Origin of the sequence: Paenibacillus camerounensis (genome assembly GCF_000723885.1) — a bacterium.
Classification (GTDB): Bacteria; Bacillota; Bacilli; order Paenibacillales; family Paenibacillaceae; genus Paenibacillus_AQ; species Paenibacillus_AQ camerounensis.
This window is the reverse complement of record NZ_CCDG010000053.1, coordinates 93,466-111,148: the sequence shown is the minus strand read 5'-3', so window position 1 is coordinate 111,148 and position 17,683 is coordinate 93,466. Positions and strand designations below refer to the sequence as shown.

Annotated in this window: 23 protein-coding genes; 2 read left to right on the top strand and 21 right to left on the bottom strand. The window is 50.2% G+C overall.

From position 1 onward, the window contains the following. Positions 1 to 133 precede the first annotated feature (133 nt). From BN3772_RS19925 to BN3772_RS19900, 6 genes are all read right to left on the bottom strand, one after another. A complete protein-coding gene (locus BN3772_RS19925; RefSeq protein WP_052380604.1) occupies positions 134 to 682 on the bottom strand; it encodes a YfiT family bacillithiol transferase in 549 nt (182 codons plus the stop codon). 25 nt (positions 683 to 707) lie between these two features. Beyond that, positions 708 to 1,382 (bottom strand): HAD family hydrolase, encoded by a 675-nt coding sequence (locus BN3772_RS19920; RefSeq protein WP_042201669.1) that lies wholly within the window; start codon positions 1,380 to 1,382, stop codon positions 708 to 710. Continuing rightward, positions 1,379 to 3,019, bottom strand: coding sequence for a glycoside hydrolase family 9 protein (locus BN3772_RS19915; protein ID WP_042201668.1), 1,641 nt, complete (start codon positions 3,017 to 3,019; stop codon positions 1,379 to 1,381). The genes BN3772_RS19920 and BN3772_RS19915 overlap by 4 nt, the downstream gene beginning before the upstream one ends. After that, positions 3,012 to 3,878 carry an HAD-IIB family hydrolase gene (locus tag BN3772_RS19910; protein WP_042201666.1) on the bottom strand — a complete coding sequence of 289 codons (867 nt, stop codon included), beginning with the start codon at positions 3,876 to 3,878 and terminating at the stop codon, positions 3,012 to 3,014. Before BN3772_RS19910 ends, BN3772_RS19915 begins: the two co-directional genes overlap by 8 nt. A 23-nt stretch (positions 3,879 to 3,901) precedes the next feature. After that, positions 3,902 to 4,639 (bottom strand): GTP pyrophosphokinase, encoded by a 738-nt coding sequence (locus tag BN3772_RS19905; protein ID WP_042201664.1) that lies wholly within the window; start codon positions 4,637 to 4,639, stop codon positions 3,902 to 3,904. A gap of 173 nt (positions 4,640 to 4,812) precedes the next feature. Then, on the bottom strand, positions 4,813 to 5,841 hold the full coding sequence (locus tag BN3772_RS19900; RefSeq protein WP_042201663.1) for an HD-GYP domain-containing protein: 1,029 nt from the start codon (positions 5,839 to 5,841) through the stop codon (positions 4,813 to 4,815). A gap of 216 nt (positions 5,842 to 6,057) precedes the next feature. On the opposite strand from BN3772_RS19900, the gene BN3772_RS19895 reads away from it, so the two are divergent. Further along, positions 6,058 to 6,363: a Dabb family protein gene (locus tag BN3772_RS19895; RefSeq protein WP_042201661.1), complete on the top strand. Its 306-nt coding sequence runs from the start codon at positions 6,058 to 6,060 to the stop codon at positions 6,361 to 6,363. On the opposite strand, the gene lepB is transcribed toward BN3772_RS19895, so the two are convergent. From lepB to BN3772_RS19855, 8 genes are all read right to left on the bottom strand, one after another. Then, positions 6,360 to 6,857, bottom strand: coding sequence for a signal peptidase I (gene lepB / locus BN3772_RS19890; RefSeq protein ID WP_042201660.1), 498 nt, complete (start codon positions 6,855 to 6,857; stop codon positions 6,360 to 6,362). The genes BN3772_RS19895 and lepB overlap by 4 nt on opposite strands. 33 nt (positions 6,858 to 6,890) lie before the next feature. Next, on the bottom strand, positions 6,891 to 7,292 hold the full coding sequence (locus BN3772_RS19885) for a DUF4265 domain-containing protein (protein ID WP_042201658.1): 402 nt from the start codon (positions 7,290 to 7,292) through the stop codon (positions 6,891 to 6,893). 126 nt (positions 7,293 to 7,418) lie between these two features. Further along, entirely contained in the window at positions 7,419 to 8,177 is a 759-nt protein-coding gene (locus BN3772_RS19880) for a hypothetical protein (protein WP_042201656.1), read from the bottom strand. Further along, a complete protein-coding gene (locus tag BN3772_RS19875) occupies positions 8,174 to 8,923 on the bottom strand; it encodes a hypothetical protein (protein ID WP_042201654.1) in 750 nt (249 codons plus the stop codon). The genes BN3772_RS19880 and BN3772_RS19875 overlap by 4 nt, the downstream gene beginning before the upstream one ends. Next, positions 8,920 to 9,633 (bottom strand): ABC transporter ATP-binding protein, encoded by a 714-nt coding sequence (locus tag BN3772_RS19870; protein WP_042201653.1) that lies wholly within the window; start codon positions 9,631 to 9,633, stop codon positions 8,920 to 8,922. The genes BN3772_RS19875 and BN3772_RS19870 overlap by 4 nt, the downstream gene beginning before the upstream one ends. 92 nt (positions 9,634 to 9,725) lie before the next feature. Then, positions 9,726 to 10,733 carry a HAMP domain-containing sensor histidine kinase gene (locus tag BN3772_RS19865; protein ID WP_042201652.1) on the bottom strand — a complete coding sequence of 336 codons (1,008 nt, stop codon included), beginning with the start codon at positions 10,731 to 10,733 and terminating at the stop codon, positions 9,726 to 9,728. Next, complete coding sequence (locus tag BN3772_RS19860; protein ID WP_042201651.1) at positions 10,730 to 11,407, bottom strand: response regulator transcription factor; 678 nt, start codon at positions 11,405 to 11,407, stop codon at positions 10,730 to 10,732. Before BN3772_RS19860 ends, BN3772_RS19865 begins: the two co-directional genes overlap by 4 nt. 34 nt (positions 11,408 to 11,441) lie before the next feature. Next, positions 11,442 to 12,308: an SDR family oxidoreductase gene (locus BN3772_RS19855; RefSeq protein ID WP_042201649.1), complete on the bottom strand. Its 867-nt coding sequence runs from the start codon at positions 12,306 to 12,308 to the stop codon at positions 11,442 to 11,444. Between the two features lie 218 nt (positions 12,309 to 12,526). Here BN3772_RS19855 and BN3772_RS19850 point away from each other — a divergent pair, with 218 nt between their 5' ends. Next, positions 12,527 to 13,306 carry a hypothetical protein gene (locus tag BN3772_RS19850; protein WP_052380603.1) on the top strand — a complete coding sequence of 260 codons (780 nt, stop codon included), beginning with the start codon at positions 12,527 to 12,529 and terminating at the stop codon, positions 13,304 to 13,306. 9 nt (positions 13,307 to 13,315) lie between these two features. Here the strand turns inward: BN3772_RS19850 and BN3772_RS19845 are convergent, their stop codons facing one another. The 7 genes from BN3772_RS19845 to BN3772_RS19820 form a co-directional block, all read right to left on the bottom strand. Beyond that, on the bottom strand, positions 13,316 to 14,110 hold the full coding sequence (locus BN3772_RS19845) for a lipid II flippase Amj family protein (protein WP_042182551.1): 795 nt from the start codon (positions 14,108 to 14,110) through the stop codon (positions 13,316 to 13,318). A gap of 37 nt (positions 14,111 to 14,147) precedes the next feature. Next, positions 14,148 to 14,555: a ribosomal maturation YjgA family protein gene (locus tag BN3772_RS19840; protein WP_042201648.1), complete on the bottom strand. Its 408-nt coding sequence runs from the start codon at positions 14,553 to 14,555 to the stop codon at positions 14,148 to 14,150. 31 nt (positions 14,556 to 14,586) lie between these two features. Further along, a complete protein-coding gene (locus BN3772_RS19835) occupies positions 14,587 to 15,063 on the bottom strand; it encodes an NUDIX domain-containing protein (protein WP_042201646.1) in 477 nt (158 codons plus the stop codon). A gap of 201 nt (positions 15,064 to 15,264) precedes the next feature. Beyond that, the gene (locus tag BN3772_RS19830) at positions 15,265 to 15,837 is read right to left on the bottom strand and encodes a putative ABC transporter permease (protein ID WP_244444799.1); all 573 of its coding nucleotides are present in this window, start codon (positions 15,835 to 15,837) and stop codon (positions 15,265 to 15,267) included. 270 nt (positions 15,838 to 16,107) lie between these two features. Next, entirely contained in the window at positions 16,108 to 16,293 is a 186-nt protein-coding gene (locus BN3772_RS19825) for a hypothetical protein (RefSeq protein WP_042201644.1), read from the bottom strand. Positions 16,294 to 16,479: 186 nt separating this feature from the next. Continuing rightward, positions 16,480 to 16,653, bottom strand: coding sequence for a hypothetical protein (locus tag BN3772_RS30945; RefSeq protein ID WP_167336689.1), 174 nt, complete (start codon positions 16,651 to 16,653; stop codon positions 16,480 to 16,482). A gap of 108 nt (positions 16,654 to 16,761) precedes the next feature. After that, the gene (locus BN3772_RS19820) at positions 16,762 to 17,664 is read right to left on the bottom strand and encodes an ArsR/SmtB family transcription factor (RefSeq protein ID WP_042175622.1); all 903 of its coding nucleotides are present in this window, start codon (positions 17,662 to 17,664) and stop codon (positions 16,762 to 16,764) included. Between the last annotated feature and the right edge of the window lie 19 nt (positions 17,665 to 17,683).

Below are 17,683 nucleotides of genomic sequence, written 5' to 3'. Positions count from 1 at the left end.
TTCAGAGAAGGCGGTAACCGTTCCTGCGAGAAAGATATGGATTATGGATAGCGTAAAACATATACATTCTTATATTTCAAATAAAAAGCAGGCACCGGCAAAAGCCGCCGGCAGCCTGCTCTTTTAATGTGTCTTACCATCCGTTTCGCTGAATAAGGGAGGTAATCTGGGCAATATGATGCTTGTTATGCCAGATATATCTTTGCAGAGCGGCATCCAGACTCAGCTCGCCCAGGCCGGCGCTCACGAAGCCTCTTTCAAAGTCCGGCTCTGCCATTGAATTCAGCAAGGTTACGAACCGCCGGTTAAGGCTGTCCATAAGCTGCAGCGAGGATTCTGCCGGTTCTTCCAAGTAGTCGCTTTGCTCAGCCCACAGATCCTGCCGGTAAGACGGAATCTGAGGCGCTTCCTCGGTCAGCCCTTTTTTGAAACGGAGATAGGCATACATCCCGCTATCAGCCAGATGATGAACGACCTGCCTGACACTCCAGCCTCCTTCACGGTAGGGAGTATCCAGCTGTAACAACGTCAGTGGCAGAACGGCTCTGCCCACATCGTCTGCCAGCCGGCCTGTTGTCTGGATATCCTGTTTCCGCTCCTCCGCATTCAGATAGATTCTTGCTTCAAATCTGCCGATAGGATAACGTAACCGCTCAAGCTCCTCCGGTGTAATTCCGCTCATATTGTTGTCCTCTCTTAAAGGCATGTTATAAGAGCCCGTAGCATTCTTCCAGCGACACCACTGTATAATCCGGCTTCACCGTATGCTTCCAGCTTGCTCCGGTCCGGTTAATCCAGCATGAAGTCATTCCTGCCCTTGCTGCTCCCAGAATATCTGACGGCGTATCTCCGATATGAATAATCTGCTCCGGTGCTGTTCCGTAGTGGGTAAGGACCGCATTAAACATAAGATTGCGGCTGTCGTTCTTGTAGGATTGGTACTGTTCAGAAGTAAACAGGGTGACAGGATAGTTCAGGTAGAACTCCGGAAGCATCAGGATATCTGTATCACTGACAATGCAGACCTCATATTCCCGGCAGACCTGTTCCAGAAACCGTTCCGTGTCATCATACAATGCAGACAGCCGATGCTGTGCGAACAGAATATCTACAGCCTGCATGTAATCAAAATCCACCTTATGCTGTCCGAATACCCGCTGGAAGCCGTGTGAGTATATCTCTTTACTGGTCCAAAAGCTTCCCGTTTCCCTAACCTCTGCCGCCGTTTCATAATAGCTTCGCAGCAGCAGGCTGCCTAGCTCCAAAGCCCGTTCTTCACTGTAATCCTGCTTCAGGATAGGCCTCCATACATATTCTCTGCGTCCTTCAATATTCACCAGCGTCTGAAACATATCCAGACTGATTACTTTGTAGCGGCTCATCCCCGGCTGTTCCCTGCGTTAAACCGCGCTGCAACAAATACAGCCGGTGAATTCCAGTAAATCGTAACCTCATTGGTGGAATAGCTCGCCTCATGATCTGCAAAGCACTGCGCGGCAGGCTTGCCCTGCAGATGCTCTCTGACATGTTCATCATGCAGACCGCTGTCCGGTCCGCCGGACACTAGCCCGGGAACCGGCTCCGCCACCCCGTCTCCCACTGACGGCCTGTGATGCGGATAGCGGACCGGATGGTCGCCGTATCCGGTTACATAGCTGATGTCGAGTACATTCCGGCCGAGCAGATAATGCAGATGTTCCAGTGCATGTTCCGCATAGGAGGTATCTCCGCTGAAGCGCTCTGCTGCCAGCAGCAGCATCGCATTATTCATCACGAGCATATTGCTGCCCCAGATATAATCCTCTTCCCGCAGGGAAATACCGTATCCGTCTTGTTGGCTGACTGCAACCAGCCGGTCAGCCTCAGCCAGCAGGCCTTCCAACAGTGTCCGGTACAGGATCTCACCGGTCTGCTCCTTACCGGTCAGCAGATAAGCAAGTGTGCCGTAACCGCCCATATCCGCCCAGCCCAGGCTGTATTTCGGGAACGATAGCGGGATCAGTTCATTAGCGGCTTCGTGATACGCCTGTTTACCGGTAGTCCGGTACAGCTCCGCCGCTGCCCAGAAGCGTTCATCCCGGTCTGTGTCGTCACCGTACTCTCCGGTTGTTATTCCCGGAGGATTAGTGAAGCCCGGCTCATCCGGATGCTGGTCCAGCCAGCGCCAGGCAGCTTCCGCTGCGTCCAGACAGCGGGCTGCATAGTCCTTATCCCATGGCTCATAAATTCTGGCTGCCATAGCCATTACCCCGGCGAAGTCGCCTGTGGCTGCCGCAGATACCGGTGAGAAAAACAGCTCGGTCGTGTCATCCTCAGGCATCACTTCGAGACCCGGAAAGCCCGCAGTCGTCAGCTTGTGATACACACCGCCGCTGCCTGCTTCCTGCATTTTGAACAGCCAGTCCAGCTCGACCCTGCACTCCAGAAGCACATCAGGTGTACTGCCGTCACTTTCCGGAAGTGTGAGCGCATCCAAAAAGGCAGCAGGGTACCATTCAAAGGCAAGCAGCAGATCGGCAACCGCCTTGGCTCCCGGACCTGAATATTTACCGTAATCTCCGGCGTCATGCCAGCCTCCGCTGCTGTCCAGCTTCACACCATCCTGTCCGATTACACTGCCCTCGGCCAGATGACAGGCAGCATGCCCCCACGGACCGGCGTATTCTCCGCCCAGCTCTGTCCCGCAGCGGTAATAATAAAAGGCTTTCAATAACCCCTTCTGCAGCTCATTATAAGGCCGTTCTTCAATAGCAAATACAGCAGATCTCGCGCCATCCTCAGCTTCGATAAGGTAACGGCCTGCAGCTGTAACCGCAGAGAAATCTGCGGAATGTACTGCAGCTCCGCTGCTCCCGTCTATAACTGCGGCTGATGTCTCCCCGCTGAACACGACCGTGCCGGTTGTTGCCTCCAACACTCTGTATTGATGCGCCTGGCCTGTGAAGAAGGCGGTCTTCCTGCTGCTAACCGGATAACCGATCTGATTCACTGTAATTGTTCTGATATTGTGCTCACTCACCTGATACACTCTCCCTTTTCATATTCAGTGTATGTTTCAGATACGTTGCGACACCATCTTCATTATTGGAGGCAATCACCTCATCCGCCAGTGCTTTGAGCTCAGGCTGGGCATTCTGCACAGCTATTCCCCGGCCAGCTGCCTTGAATAGGCCCACATCATTAACATGATCACCGAACACAGTGATATTGCTTGTCTCCACCCCCATATGCTGTGCCCACAGTTTCAGCCCATCACACTTGTTGCCCCGGGGATGGCTGAATTCCAAGAAATAATGCTCTTCTATGTATAGGTCCTTTATGAAATGAATCTGCAGCTTATCCCCGAACCGCTCCAGCGCCGCCTGCCGGATGGGCTGAAGCTCCCCGAATAGGCCGATGTAGCTGATAATAAGTGTCCGGTACCGGTCCGGGCACTCCAGCCTATCTACCTCACGGAACCGTTTGTCGCCCGGCCGGCTATTATAGAACTGCACCTCTCCACTCCTTTTAAGCGGTTCATGCAGCACACGTTCATTGTCCGCTTCATCGAGTGAAAAATAAAACGGGCTTACGCCGCTAACCTCCCGCCCGAGAGCAATGATTTCCCCGGAAATAACAGGGTCCAGCCAATAGCCGTCAATTACCTTTCCGTTAATTCCGTCGTAGATCAATGCCCCGTTGTACAGAATCAGGGGATGTTTCCAGACTATCTGTGAAACGGCGCGGGCTGCGCTGACATACCCTCTGGCGGTTGCATAGCTGATTAGGACACCCTGATTCAGCGCTTCCGTAATCACCTGCACTGTAAAGTCAGTAAGCTTCTGTTCTGAGGTGAGCAGTGTTCCGTCCAGATCCGTAATAAAGGCCTCTGCCGGCATAAATGAACCTCCTTAAATGTATTTTATTCGCCCAGAAGCTTCATGAAACCTGCCGGCAGATTGAACTGCTGATTATTAATCATGATCCGCTGGAATTCGATGGAGTCATCTTCTGCCTGGGCATCCTTGATTTCCTGTATCTCACGGTGCAGGCGCTCCATCTGCAGATCCAGCTCATTTGCTTTTACCGCTGCATTCTTCAGCTCGCGGGTCAGATGCTCAGGAACAGACTGGCTGTACTTATAGAAAATTTTATGTTCAAGACTGGCCCAGAAGTCCATGGCGATTGTGCGGATCTGTACCTCTACACATACCAGCTCCGTACAGTCTGACAGAAACACCGGCACTTCCACCAGCAGGTGAAGGCTCTGATAGCCGTTCGGCTTCGGGTCTTTGATGTAATCCTTTACCTGCAGCACTTTCAGGTCATCCTGCTTCTGCAGCATCTCGCTGACCTGATAAATATCCGAGATAAAGGAACATGTAATCCGGAGACCGGCGATATCCTTGATGCTCGATCTTACTGCATCCAGAGAGAACGGTTTATTTTTGCGCAGCATTTTATTCATAATACTCTCAGGGGATTTGATACGGGACTTGGTATGTTCAATCGGACTATAGTCATGTAGCATCTGGAATTCCTGCTTCAGAATTTCTATTTTGGTCTCTATTTCTTCCAGGGCAAACTTGTAAATCATCATAAACCGGGTCAGCTCATACTTAATCTGCTTAAAATTCTCAATCTGGTTGCCAGCGTTCATCTTCATTTCTCCTCTTTCTGCTGCCGATAGGCTCGGCAGGTTCTCTTTTAATCATAGCTACTAAGACCGAGGAATTCAAATATGCCCAAAGAATAACAAAAGCCACCCCAAGTGCTCATATAAGGAGCATTTCAGGATGGCTTTTATGGATAAAGGTATGAAACAACGGCAGTCTAGACCAAAACCTCTTCGACCGTCAATGTACGTTCACGCGACAAATCCCTATATCCTTCATTCACTTTGATCAGCGGCTTAAAAATATCAAGGGCATTGTTCATCACAATCGTCCCGGTCTCCCCGTTGCTGAGCTGCACCGTCTTTCCGACAAAGCCCGGCAGCAGATGTCCGGTCAAAGCCTGAACCACATTGCCGTTCAGTCTGCCGAAGCCCCATTCATGCACCTGACGGAGTACGCTCACCAGACCTTGCTTAGGACGGCTCAGTCTGGACGTGGTAAGCTTCATGTATATATCCGCAACTGTAACAATTTCGGTATACGGATGAAGCTCCGACTTGCCCAGACCGGCCGGATAACCGGAACCATCCTCATATTCATGATGCTGCAGTGCAACAAGCGCTGCGGCTTCATCCTTCATCGACCCGCGGATGATATCATAGCCGTAGTTAGTGTGGCGTCTCAGCTCAGTAACCTCCGCCGGGCTCAACAGTCCGGGATTGTTCAGAATCGACAAGGAAACCTGGCTTTTGCCGATGTCATGCAGATAACCTGCACGGCTGATCCGGTAACATTCTTCCTTGGAATGTCCCAGCCATGTGGCAATATAGTAAGACAGCAGACCCACCTGAAGCGAGTGCTGGTACGTATCAATATCTTCACGGTCAAGCAGGAGCAGCAGTGATACAACATCCTTCTGCTTGTCCAGCGTTTCCAGCAGCGGCTGAAGCGTAGCATCCACTAGATCCGGAGTGAAACACCCTTGGGACAAGGCCTCCAGAAAGGTCGCTTCATAATTCATAATGACCTCGTCAAATTCTATATCCAGCCCGTGGCCCGACTCCTCGCCCTGCAGCAGCAGCCCGCCGGCCTGGATGGAGACATGGCCTACTCTGTGCCTGATCAGCAGTGAAATTTCATCACGCTGTACAACGGTTCCGCCGGGCAGAATATGCAAGCCCACACTGTTGAAAGTATCAGTCAAGAGGCGGTCGCCGGGTTTAAGATCAGTGACATGAACCTTCAAGTAGCAGCACTCCTTTTACATGTAAATATAATCTTCTTATGTTACTTGATCATAGCTAAATATTAGCTTAGCAACAATATGGTAAAAGTCGCATTCATCTATCCGGTCTAGTTCTAATGTATCCCGACTTTAGCCGCCTTTTTTAATTGCAATTGTTGATTTAGTAAAGATTAGAGTATAATCAGTCCCGGATCAATTATAATTAGGAGGTTCGATATGTTCGAGCATTTGGTAGTATTCAAGTTCAACAGCAGCTATCAGCCGCAGCAGGAGCAGCAGCTGGTCCAGACGCTTCTGGGGCTGAGGGATCAGATTCCGGGAATTACCGGGTTAACAGCAGGAGTGAATGTAACTGAAGAGACGGAGAATATCCACGGCTATACACTGGGGCTCCGCGTGACCTTTTCAGATCAGGAAGCCCTGCGTGCATACGGACCGCATCCGGCCCATCAGCATTTTGTAGCGATGCTTGAGGGGATTATTGAAAGTGTTGTAGTTGTAGACTATCCTGTTCAGGGCTAAAACATATCATTTACATTAGCAAGCATTTTGCCGACCAACTGATCCTTGGCGACAAACGGAGTTGCCCACAAATGGGCATCATAGCTGACATTCCGGTTATCGCCAAGGAAAAAGTAATGCTCCTCCGGCACAGTAACCGGACCGAAAGTATAATCCATCGGTTTCTGCAAGTACGGTTCGGCTATCTGCTCACCATTTCGGTACAGCGCCCCGTCTTTAATTTCAATTATGTCCCCCGGAAGGCCGATCAGCCGTTTCACATAACGCTTCTGCTCCTCCCCGGGGACAGGCGGATGGAACACTACGATGTCACCGTGCTTCAGCTTAGTCATCCAGAGCATTTTTTCAACGAACAGCCTGTCATTCACTTCGATCGTGGGAACCATGGAGTCGGTCGGGACTCTCATGGCTTCGGCAACATAAGAACGTATACATAAGGACAGAACTATACCCAGTGCGATACTGGGCAGCCATTGCTTCAGAAATTTTTTCATGCTGGCACCTCTTTTGTCCGAATAGGAATAGAATTAAAGCTCAAACTTTGCCGATATCCGTGACATTTCAGCCTCAACATCGACGGCAGCCCCGTCATGGATATGTATGACAAAAAAACCTCCAAAAATGTGTTCAGAACGCCCGCCATTGTCCTTAACCGCCTGCTTCAGCGCTGAAATCTCTCTTGAAGCTGCCGCTTCCTTGCTGAGCAGCCACGCAAATCTCCGGTAGTCCGACTTTTGCACAGTCTCGATATAATAAGAGATTCCCTGCTTCACTTTGACGCGGATGACATCTCCGAGCGCAATGCCCGGGTTAAATATCGGCGTCTCTTCAATTCTGTATTTATCCTGCGCTACTGGAGTCACATCGAGCACCTCAATCTCTCGTCCCGACTCATCAAAGCAGATATGCAGCCCCACTGTTTCCGGCATTGTACACCCCGATTCTCTATGCAAATCCATGAATCTTCATTGTATTCAAACTTTCAAAGTTTGGCAATGAGCGTGATCATTAGACGTTATGCATACATGACCGGCCTGGATAGGAAAGGCCTGAGCTCAGGCATCCCGTCTACGGTACAATCCGATAGCTGCCGATATAAACATCAGTGTCCAAGACAACGATAAGCCTGTCCCTTGCAATGCTGTAAGGGCATCAGCTTCGGCAAAAGTAAACGGCGTGTACATATAGTAACCTGCTCTATCAGGGAAATAATGACTAATGCCAGGCAGAATGCCCATTGTTAATGGACTAACTATGAAATAATAACTCAGCAATACTACCATAGCAGGGGTGCTTCGTCTTAATACAATGCTTATAGCTGCACTTAGGAGTGTGGTTAGTGTCAGATAACCTGTTGCACCTGTTAAAGAACTTATCACTGTGCCTATTTCTATCCCTGCTGCTGTCTCTTTCATCATAAAAAAAGAATATAGAATACCTGATCCGGCAATGATAAAAGCCGCAGGAACGGTTACAAGGGCCAATACCAAAAGCTTGGCGGATAATAGAAGCCCCCGCCAGGGCATCACTGTCAAAGTTGTTCGAATCTGTCCGCCGGTGTACTCTGAACAAGCAGACAAGACACCAAGCACAATGAACCCCGTTTGAAGATATTCCATAGAGGCGAGCCCTGTATTCAAAATAGCTTGTGTTCCTGCAGCCCCCTGCAGGCCGGCAGAGGTAAAGGCCGCAGCCAAAACTAAATTAAGCATGAAGGCAGCCATGAGATTAAAGCGGATTGTGGGTAAGGTGGCCAGCTTTTCCAGTTCAGCAGCAAATATCCGGAGGAGCCTTCTATTGAATGAGACTTTCATGAAGCAACATCCCGCTTAAGGATTACAACAATTGCTGCAGAAAAAAGAACGCCTACCCAGGCAAACATGACCAAAGCGCCTGTGAACGGGCTGAGAATGCTTTCACTTAAAGACATAAACATATCAATGCCGGCCCGGTCCGGCAAATATAGTGCCAGCTTTGTAACCTTGGAGAGCAGAAAGCTGATGGATACAAAGGAAGAGTTCATTATGAGCACAGCGAGCGGGACTATACCATTCTTTGTAATGACTGTTATTCCGAATGCTAAAAGAGCAGTGAATGTCCAGTAACATACGGCACCGATAAGCTTAGGCCATTCAAACAAAGGGGTATATTCACCAAGAATAAGATACGTGGCCGGTACAACAGCCGTAATCGCAATTATGCACTGCAGCATGCTGATTACCGTCACTGCGCCTGCTTTTGCCAATAAAAAATGAAGCCTGGAGGAAACAACCGTTAAGCTTGATGCAATTTGCTGCCCTCCGCCGGATTCACTGCTCTCGGTAGAATACTCACTGCTGACGGCAAGCACACCGAGAATAATGACACCTTGCACACCTACGGCTAATCCGATGTAACCAGCTTCCGGCAGCCGTGTGCTGACTCCAGCTATAATATCCTCTTTTTGCGCTATACTGTCCAATACAGCAATGACCGCCGGGGCAAATGCCCCGATGCCGCAGGCAAGCCAAATGCCCGGCAAGGAGAACAATTTAGACAGCTCTGCAAGAAACGCCCTCATACATTCTCACCAGGATATTCAGTGGTCAGGGCAAAATAAGCTTCCTCCAGCGTAGGATGTTTCCCTATTACTTCTGCTAATGTCCCATCTGCAACAATTTGACCCTGCTTAATAATAACCACATCATCGACCGTCTCGGCAAGCTCTCCCATTAAATGACTGGATAACAGCACCGTGTTACCAGACTCCGCACGTGTACGAAGAAATGTCCGGATCCAGCGGATACCTTCCGGGTCGAGCCCGTTTACAGGCTCATCTAAAACAAGTATTTCGGGATCACCAAGCAGAGCAGCAGCCATTCCAAGTCTTTTTCCCATACCAAGGGAGTAGCTCCCGACTCTTTTGCCTGCTGCATTAGTAAGGCCTGTTATTTCCAGAACCTCCTCGACCCGTGCACGGGGCAATCCTGCCGCGCGGGCAATCCAGCACAAATGTGCCCGTCCTGTCCGCATCCGGTGAGCTCCAGCTCCATCCAGTGCAGCACCTACCCTTGTCAGCGGATTATCTAATTCTGCGAACGGCTTGCCGTTTATTAGCGCGCTCCCTGAAGTGGCACGGTCAAGTCCAAGGAGAATACGAAGTGTAGAGCTTTTACCCGCCCCGTTCGGACCTAAAAACCCGGTTACTCTGCCCGGCCTGGCTTTAAAGCTGATGCCTGATAAGATTTCTTGCTTCCTGCGGTGTTTGACCAGACTATTAATTGTAATCAACCATAACACTTCCTTTCGGTTATGGTTCTCATTATAAAGAAGCAGGGTTACATGCCGGGTATCCGCTTGTTTAATTCCGGGTTACATTTAGGTTAAGCTCTGCCTATCGTTACACTTGTGCCGGTTTCATCCGTTGTAAATTCAGCCTTCAACCTCATTTTTGCCAGCATATAGCTCACCGCAGATAAACCGATTCCCGCCCCGTGCCCATAGGATGAGTTGTCCATGCCCGGACCTCTGTCTCCAACTATGACCCTTTCTTTTTCAACATCAACTGTTATGCTTATATATTTGCCCTCAGCCGCATGCCGAATGATATTCTGAAATAAATTATCCAGCACCCGTGCCAGCCATTTAGGATCTGCTTCCCAATAAAAAGTATCCTCTGCGGGTATATCAGCATCAATCTGAATGTCCTGTTCTTCAAATATAGGATACCATGCTGCAACAGAGGCTCTTACCAGGCGCCCAATATCTGTTGAAGCAGGTACAAATGGCTGTTTTCCTGATGTAAGCAAGGTATAAGAAAACAAATCGTCCATCAGCTCTCCGACTCTTGTAATCGTAAGGTCCATCTCTGCTAATGAGCTTTGTCCGTCTGAACTGACTGATTCTTTATTTAATCTGATGACATGTCCCCGTAAAATGGTAAGCGGTGTCCGTAAATCGTGAGATAAGCCCGCAATTAGCCGGTGCCGCAATAATTCCTCTTCGCGCTCCCGCGTACGGCTGTCTTCAAGCTGCTGAATCATCCAATTGAAGGAGCTGCCTAACTGGTCTATCTCATCCATCCGGTTACTTTGAACAGGTACAGGCTGCGGGAACGGGTTATGTTCAGCTGATAATGCCATGGCTTCCTGTAAGCTGGTGAGGCGTCTGCGAAGCTTCAAGAAGAACCGCCAGGATATCAGAACAAACGCAACAATAATAAAACCAAACAAAAACAGGGTGGCGTAAAATTGATTCAGCGTATCCAGATTTACTTCATTGACAGTAACCCCGACAAACGCAGAAAGAATAATAAGCACTATGGGAGGAAAAAAGATAAACATAAAATGCACTTTCAGATAACTTCGAAATAACGGCCTGCCCTGTTTCATAGCTTCACCCGGTAGCCGATTCCCTTCAGCGTCTCAATAATCTCCGGTGAGTCCGGGTTGCGCTCCAGCTTTTGACGCAGCCTGCGGATATGAACCATTAAGGTTTTGTCCCCTGTAATGTAAGCTTCCTCCCAGACGGCTTCATAAATCTGTTCCTTGGGCAGAACCTGATTGGGGTGGCGCAGGAAGTACATCAGGATTTGATGCTGTTTGCCTGTTAATATAATTTCATTCCCTGACCGGTTATCAAAAACCATCTGTCCTTCGCGGTCTACTTCGATATGGGTACCCAATAAAATACGCCTCGTGTGTGCCCCCCCGCTCCGGCGGATCAACACTTCCATTCTCGCCACTAATTCATCCGTATGAAACGGTTTTGTTAAATAGTCATCTGCAAACTGCAAACCGTCCACCTTATCATTTATAGATGTCCGGGCAGACAAAAGCAGAATAGGAACAGTAGGAGCGGCCTTTTTTAAGCGTCTCCCCACAGTAAATCCGTCTAAACCGGGTAACATGATATCAAGAATAACCACTTCATGCCGGTTTACCTCTTGCTCAGCCCCTTCACCGGAAAGCAGCCACTGGACCGAAAACCCCCGCTGCTCCAGTTCTTCCTTAACCCAGCTGCCTATTTTCTCGTTGTCTTCAATGTACAAAACGTTTCTTTTCAAGCAATACCCTACTCTCTAAAAGAAGTCACACAGCTTATTTTATCCCTGCCAGTGTTTTGGCGATGAAGCGTTCAAGCGTTTTCCAGGGCAGCAGGCTTTTGCCGAAAATCAGGCTGTTAATGCCTTTACCAACCGGATAACGCAGCTTGGGAGAGCGCTTCTGTACAAGCCTTCCTATCAATTCTGATACCTGTGAAGGATCAGGCGCAGCTTCTGCAGTGCGCCGGGAGTAACGCAGCACCTGCTCCAGCTGCTTTTTGTAAGGAGAGGTGTCACTGGTGCGGATGCTGTCCATTCCTTTGCCCCAGATCGGTGTGCGGAAGGAGCCCGGTTCGACCAGAATGACCTTAATCCCAAAAGGCAGCAGCTCCTGGCGCAGACTTTCGCTAAAGCCCTCTACCGCAAATTTGGATGCCGCATACGGCGCATAGCCGGGAAAGCCGAACAGGCCGCTCACGCTGCTGACATTAATAATACAGCCTTCACGCTGTCCGCGCATAACAGGCAGCACTGCCTTGGTAACCTCCACGAGACCGAAAAAATTCGTATCCATCTGCCCCCGCCATTCCTCCATGCTCACCTCTTCCGTGAAGCCGCCAAGAGCAAAGCCCGCATTATTCACAAGTACATCAATGGCTCCGAAACGCTCGTTAACCGCGGATACAGCCGCTTCAATAGAGTCTGAGCACGTAACATCCATCGTCATCAGATGAATTTTCTTGGTTACACCGGCCGCCTCCGCCTGGCGGAGCAGCTCGTCCCTTCGCTGCAGATCACGCATTGCTGCAACCACCTGATACCCCTGGGCTGCGAGCTTTACCGCTGTCAGCAGCCCGAATCCGCTGGAGGTTCCCGTAATCAGCACGATTCGGTCCCGGACCTCTTCTTGTGTTTGTTTCATATTATACCTCCTGTTATGTAGCACACCGCAATTCTGTAATTCGAATGATTGCGAACTAACGTTCCTTTATTCCTTGACTTCCCATATCATTCAAGCTATATTAAGTATAAATTATACATGTTAAGCGGGCGAAGCACCTCGCAGGATTGGCATTCATGCCTTTCTTGGGGGTGCTTTTTTGCGTCCGATAATAACATGCAGAACTGGAGATGATCTAAGTGAACAATGCTGTAATTGCACACAGATGGCGCAGGTTTACGGTACTGCTCGTCCTTCTAGCGGTTTTGTCCGGGAACACACCACGGGCTGCCGCAGCCTCAGACTGGGATGAAGCACTTGACCAGATCAATGACCTCTACAGCAGCTACACCGCCCTGCAGGAATACGTTAAGGCTGACAGCAAGCGAAATCAGGAGCTTCGCAAGCAGAACACGGCCGATCTTGCTGCCGTTAATGCCAGGCTTCTGGCAACGGACAAGAGTCTCTTGAGCCGCCTCAAGTCAGACGCCGATACGGCCAGAAAGAAGCATGCTCCGCTGCTGGAGCAGTACGCTTCGCTGGGCAAGCAGGCTGCTGCAGCCCGCAAAGCAGGCAATCTTAAGAATGCTACTGCCTTCGATCTGAAGCGCAATAAATTGAAGGCTGCTGCAACAGCAGCTAATGCTGAGATCAAAGCGAAGAACACTGCGCTGACGGAAGCCAAGGCAGCTGCCGCGGCCAAGAACAAGCCTGCCAAAGATGCGCTGTCGCCGGTAGCCGGGCTCAGAAAGCAGATCACGGCCGGCAACAAGCAGATCAGCGAAGCGCAAGCTCACCGCTCAGAAGCGGACAAGCAATACAAGACAGCAGTAAAGGCCGGAGACGCTGTCGCAGCTGCGGCCGGAATGAAGCGTTCCTGTGCCCGGATGACGGAAATCCGCACCTTATCACAGCAGGTGTATGTACTGGAGCAAAAGATCACTGCAGCCCTCCGGCTGGCTGAAGCTAAACTTCCTTGAGTGGCCTTGTCAGATCAGCTGAACCATCCAGCTGATAAAATAAGCCGCAGGCTCGAACACAAGCTGGCCCAGCAGTGTGCCCAGAACCCTTGAGAACATCAACAGAATATAGATTTTACCGAGCTGGTCACGGTACTCTGCACTCTCCGTAGCCTTGTGGGTGATAATCCCCAGCTGCGGATCAATAAACACTGTCAGCAGAATGGTAGCCAAGCCGTTAATTAGCCCCGAAGCGTTAGAGGCAGTGGCAAGCAGCTGGGGAGACAAATGTCCGGCGTACAGTGAAGACAGCACCCCGACCGTATAGAACCCTGTGACGAAGATGTTCATAATGATAAAGCGCTTGGGGATGCCAAGATACCGGAAGCTGGGCAGGCGCAGGCCGGGTCTTTTGAAATATTTGCGGGTGTTCTTGAGCTGCTGCACCGTCACACTGCTGAGCAGCTTGGGAATAGAGCCCTCTACCTCCAGCTTGGAAATCACCCTGCTGAACAGGCCGACAAAGGTGGGGAAAAGTGCAATAGCGAGCAGGGTACCCAGGGTGGAAGCGAGCATAATAATCCGCAGATAATTGCCGAGCGGAAAGCCGGGATCATCATTGTTGGAGTAATCTACAAATTTAGCCGTCAGCGGGGCCTGAATCATATTCGCCGTTCTTGAGATCAGCACAATAATACCGGTCAGGGATAAGGCAATAGCAATCTTGTTCAGCTTCACACCGGCAAAACGGACTGAATAAGATAACGTTTCTGCCGTATTGATGATCAGAGTCAGCAGGCATACGACTATCAGGCTGTTCGTCATTGTCATTAGGGAATGTCATCTCCATCATACTTATTTATCAAGTTGATGCTCTGTTCAGGAAGAACCGGTCCAATGCACAGGCTGTACAGATTCCAGCTGTATAGCGAACCAGGTCGATCCAGAGAAAACCTCTGCCCAGAATCAGTCTGCCGGGCAGCGTGGCCCGCCATCCGTTAATCCATGCTGCCTGGTACAGCTGGCTGAACTCGATGCTGAAGCTGAACAGCACGCTTAACGCGAATGCCAATACCAATGGTCGCCCGGGAAGCAGCAGGCGGAATCCGAAATAGACCATTGCCGCCCATAATGCATCTCCCAGATGAGCTGCTGCGAAAGAAGGCAGATAATCTGCATATGCCCTGGAACATAGTCCTGACACTACAGTAATGAGAATGGCACAGCCATAGATAATTCTGCTGCGGCGGTTCACCGGGAATCTTTGCATGCTAATAGCTCCTGTCTCTACAAGGAAGAATCTACTCAAAAATGGCTGGCGATGCTTCACCGGAATGCCTCCGGAACAGCTCTGCCGGATATGGAATGGCAGTCTGCGGCAGCTCTTCCTCTCCGAAGAATCTGAGCTCCTCGCACTCCCCGTCCATACTTCTCAGTGTCCCCTTTACGATGGCGCACTCAAACACCGTTACGGTGTACTCAACACGGTCGCCGTTGCTGTACTCATATGTGTACTTTTCTCCGCCGAAGACACCGCTGATCTCAAGTGGTGTTACCATTAATCCCGTCTCCTCGAACACCTCCCGGCGTATGGCTCTGGAAGGCGTCTCCCCCGGTTCAACAGCACCGGCCGGCAGGCCCCACAGCTGTTCCCCGCCTTTGCGGATGAAGAGAATTCCTCCTGCATCGTTACGGATAACCGCAGCCACTGACGGAACCATCAGAAGACCTGCTCCTACACTGCTGCGCAGTCCGCGGTAATATTCAGAAATCGGCATCTTCACTCATCCTCACTTCCTTGTACTACTATATGAGTTTATCAAAGAAGGCATTACGTCACTACCTATATTTGACACTGGATTCCCCATCCCAAATAAATCCCTGCACCTGTACATTCTAGGATGCCAAAAAAAAAGGACAATGCTTTGCCGGATTAGCAAAGCATTGTCCCTATATATAAGCTGGACTTCAGGCAGACGTCATCCCTCTTCAGGCTCCAGCCCGTTCAGACTGCGCCGGCGTACCCGCCAGGTCCAGAGCAGATCCAAAACGAACAGCAGCGTAACCAGCGGCAGCAGCGGTATCCACAGAAGGCGGACCGATGAATAGATCAGCCTGATCAGCGGATGCAGCACATAAATGCAGCCTGCGGCCAGCACCCACCAGTACAGCGAAAATTTCAGGCAGATGTGACCATGAAGCTGGCGGGGCATGTCCGAATAATCCCACCATTGCTTATGGAAAAACCCCTTTAGCAGCCAGCCGCTGATGTATTCAACCAGCGAAGGAATAATCAGCACCAGTGCCAGGAAGAGCGGCAGCGGCAGCTCCAGTCTTTGTATTGTAAGCAGCAGCAGCGGCGCAAAGCCGTACATCGGCTTAACCGGCCCTTTTAGAAAACCCTCCTTACGGAAGCTTCCCTGACTATAAAGATTGTATGTCCCTTCAAGCAGCCAGCCCAAAAAGGAATAGACCGCAAAGTAAAAGAAATATCCGCCCGCCGCGGATATTGCCGTATAACCGCCCGGCGGCAGCAGCGGAAAAAGATTCACCAGCCCCGCCTCCCCTATTGTCAATTATTGATACAGGTCCTTCCGGGAGGTAGTATGTCAATACGCCGCTGTAATTATGCGGACAACAAGTGGAAACGGATGCCGTCCTTATGAGGACGGCATCCGTTTCAGCGAGAAAGATAAGTATCATTTATTGTGCAAAGCATATAAATTCTTATCTTCAAAAAAAAAAGATGTCCCAAAGCCTGTTAATTACGGCTCCCGGGACATCACCTTGTAATGCTCGTCTGCATACTGAACACCTTATGTTCACTGCTTCTGCTGCTGTTCCTTCATCAGCTGCGCTGCCGGCAGATTATCATATTGCTTCCTGATTGCCTCCAGTGTAAGCTCGCTGCGCGCACCAAAATCCGAGCCGTACTTTTTTTCAAGATTTCCTGCCAGCGCTTCACCGCGCTTTTGCCTGTCCCTGCCGTTATCGCTACGACTACGCATCCTCATACCTCCCTCAAGTTCATTAGAATGAGTTCCGGGAAATCTGCGCTGCTGTTCTATTACGGGAAAAGCGGCTGTACTTGAACTGAGTATACAACAGCCGCTTATCATACTCAATACGCCGGTGTGCCGTAATATACAGAGACAGGCTGCCCGGATCGGACAGCCTGTCTCTGTTAGCAGCGTTTAGTTTTTGGGAAGCGGGTCCGGGTGAGCGGATTCTGCCGGTTTGGCTACCCAGTCATCAGCCTCCGGTTCAATATCTACGCCATTCTCCATTTTTTTGCGTTCTGCCAGAGAGTCGCCGTCCTTGTTCTCTTTATTGCGGATGTCCGCTTCATTCTGAATGTGATCTGTCACTTGATTTCCTCCTTGAGCTTAACAGTATTGTGGGACACTTAGTTATAGTTACCCGATGGACTGCTTTGCAAACATAAAACTCTGATTGAAAGAATGGTTCAAGAAGTCCTATTCATAATAAACTCTAAATACAATATCCTGCTCATAATTGCCGAAGCCGCGCCCGTAGAGCGTCAGTCCGCCCCGCCTTCGGGTTGAATCTTCGGCCGTCAGCCTGAATGTCCACTGATCCTTCTGCCAGCATACATCATCCAGCGTTAACGCCGAGATCTGCTGGCCGTCGATATAGGTCCCGCCCCGGTTCACCCGCAGCACCTTAAGCAGGCCATACTGGTTCACATCGGAATTCCACCATGAAGGGGTAAGCCGTCCGCGCATTACTCCGAAATCACCGGGACTTGTCCATTTGCCCAGCTCGTGCCCGTTCAGCGCGAAGTGAATTTCAGACGGCCACTTCTCATTGACATTCGGGGCCTCCGAGCCAAGCTCCATGGAGATTTCAATCTCCTGAACCTTCTGATCCATGAACAGATAGTTCGGCACTTTGTATTCTGCATATCCTTTTGCGAACCATAGAATTCCCGCATCCACCCGCTCAGGATCAAGAAAATAACGCGGATCATCATAGTACCCGATCAGCTTCTCTGTCGTGGCGATTCCGCAGGTCGGAGAAGCCTGAAGATCAGTGTAATGTCCAACCGGAACCGACACCTCCACTACCTTACGGGCGATCCCCTTTGCTCCCGACAATTTAATCTGCAGAAAGTTTGCTGACAGCGAGCAGTATTTGTAGGTTCCGCCATCAATTCTTTTCATCTGCGAGCTGACAATCCCGGCTTTCTGCAGCTTGGCTACATGGGAGCTGACTATCGCGCTGCTGAGATACAGCTTCGAGGCCAGTTCCTTAATATGCATCTCTTCCGTGCCCAGCAGGTCAATGATTCTGAGCCTGACTTCACTTGCCAGCGCTTCATAAACCTTAAGTGACTCCGAATCTGTAGTTAAGTACATCGTTACCCTCCACTCTCTT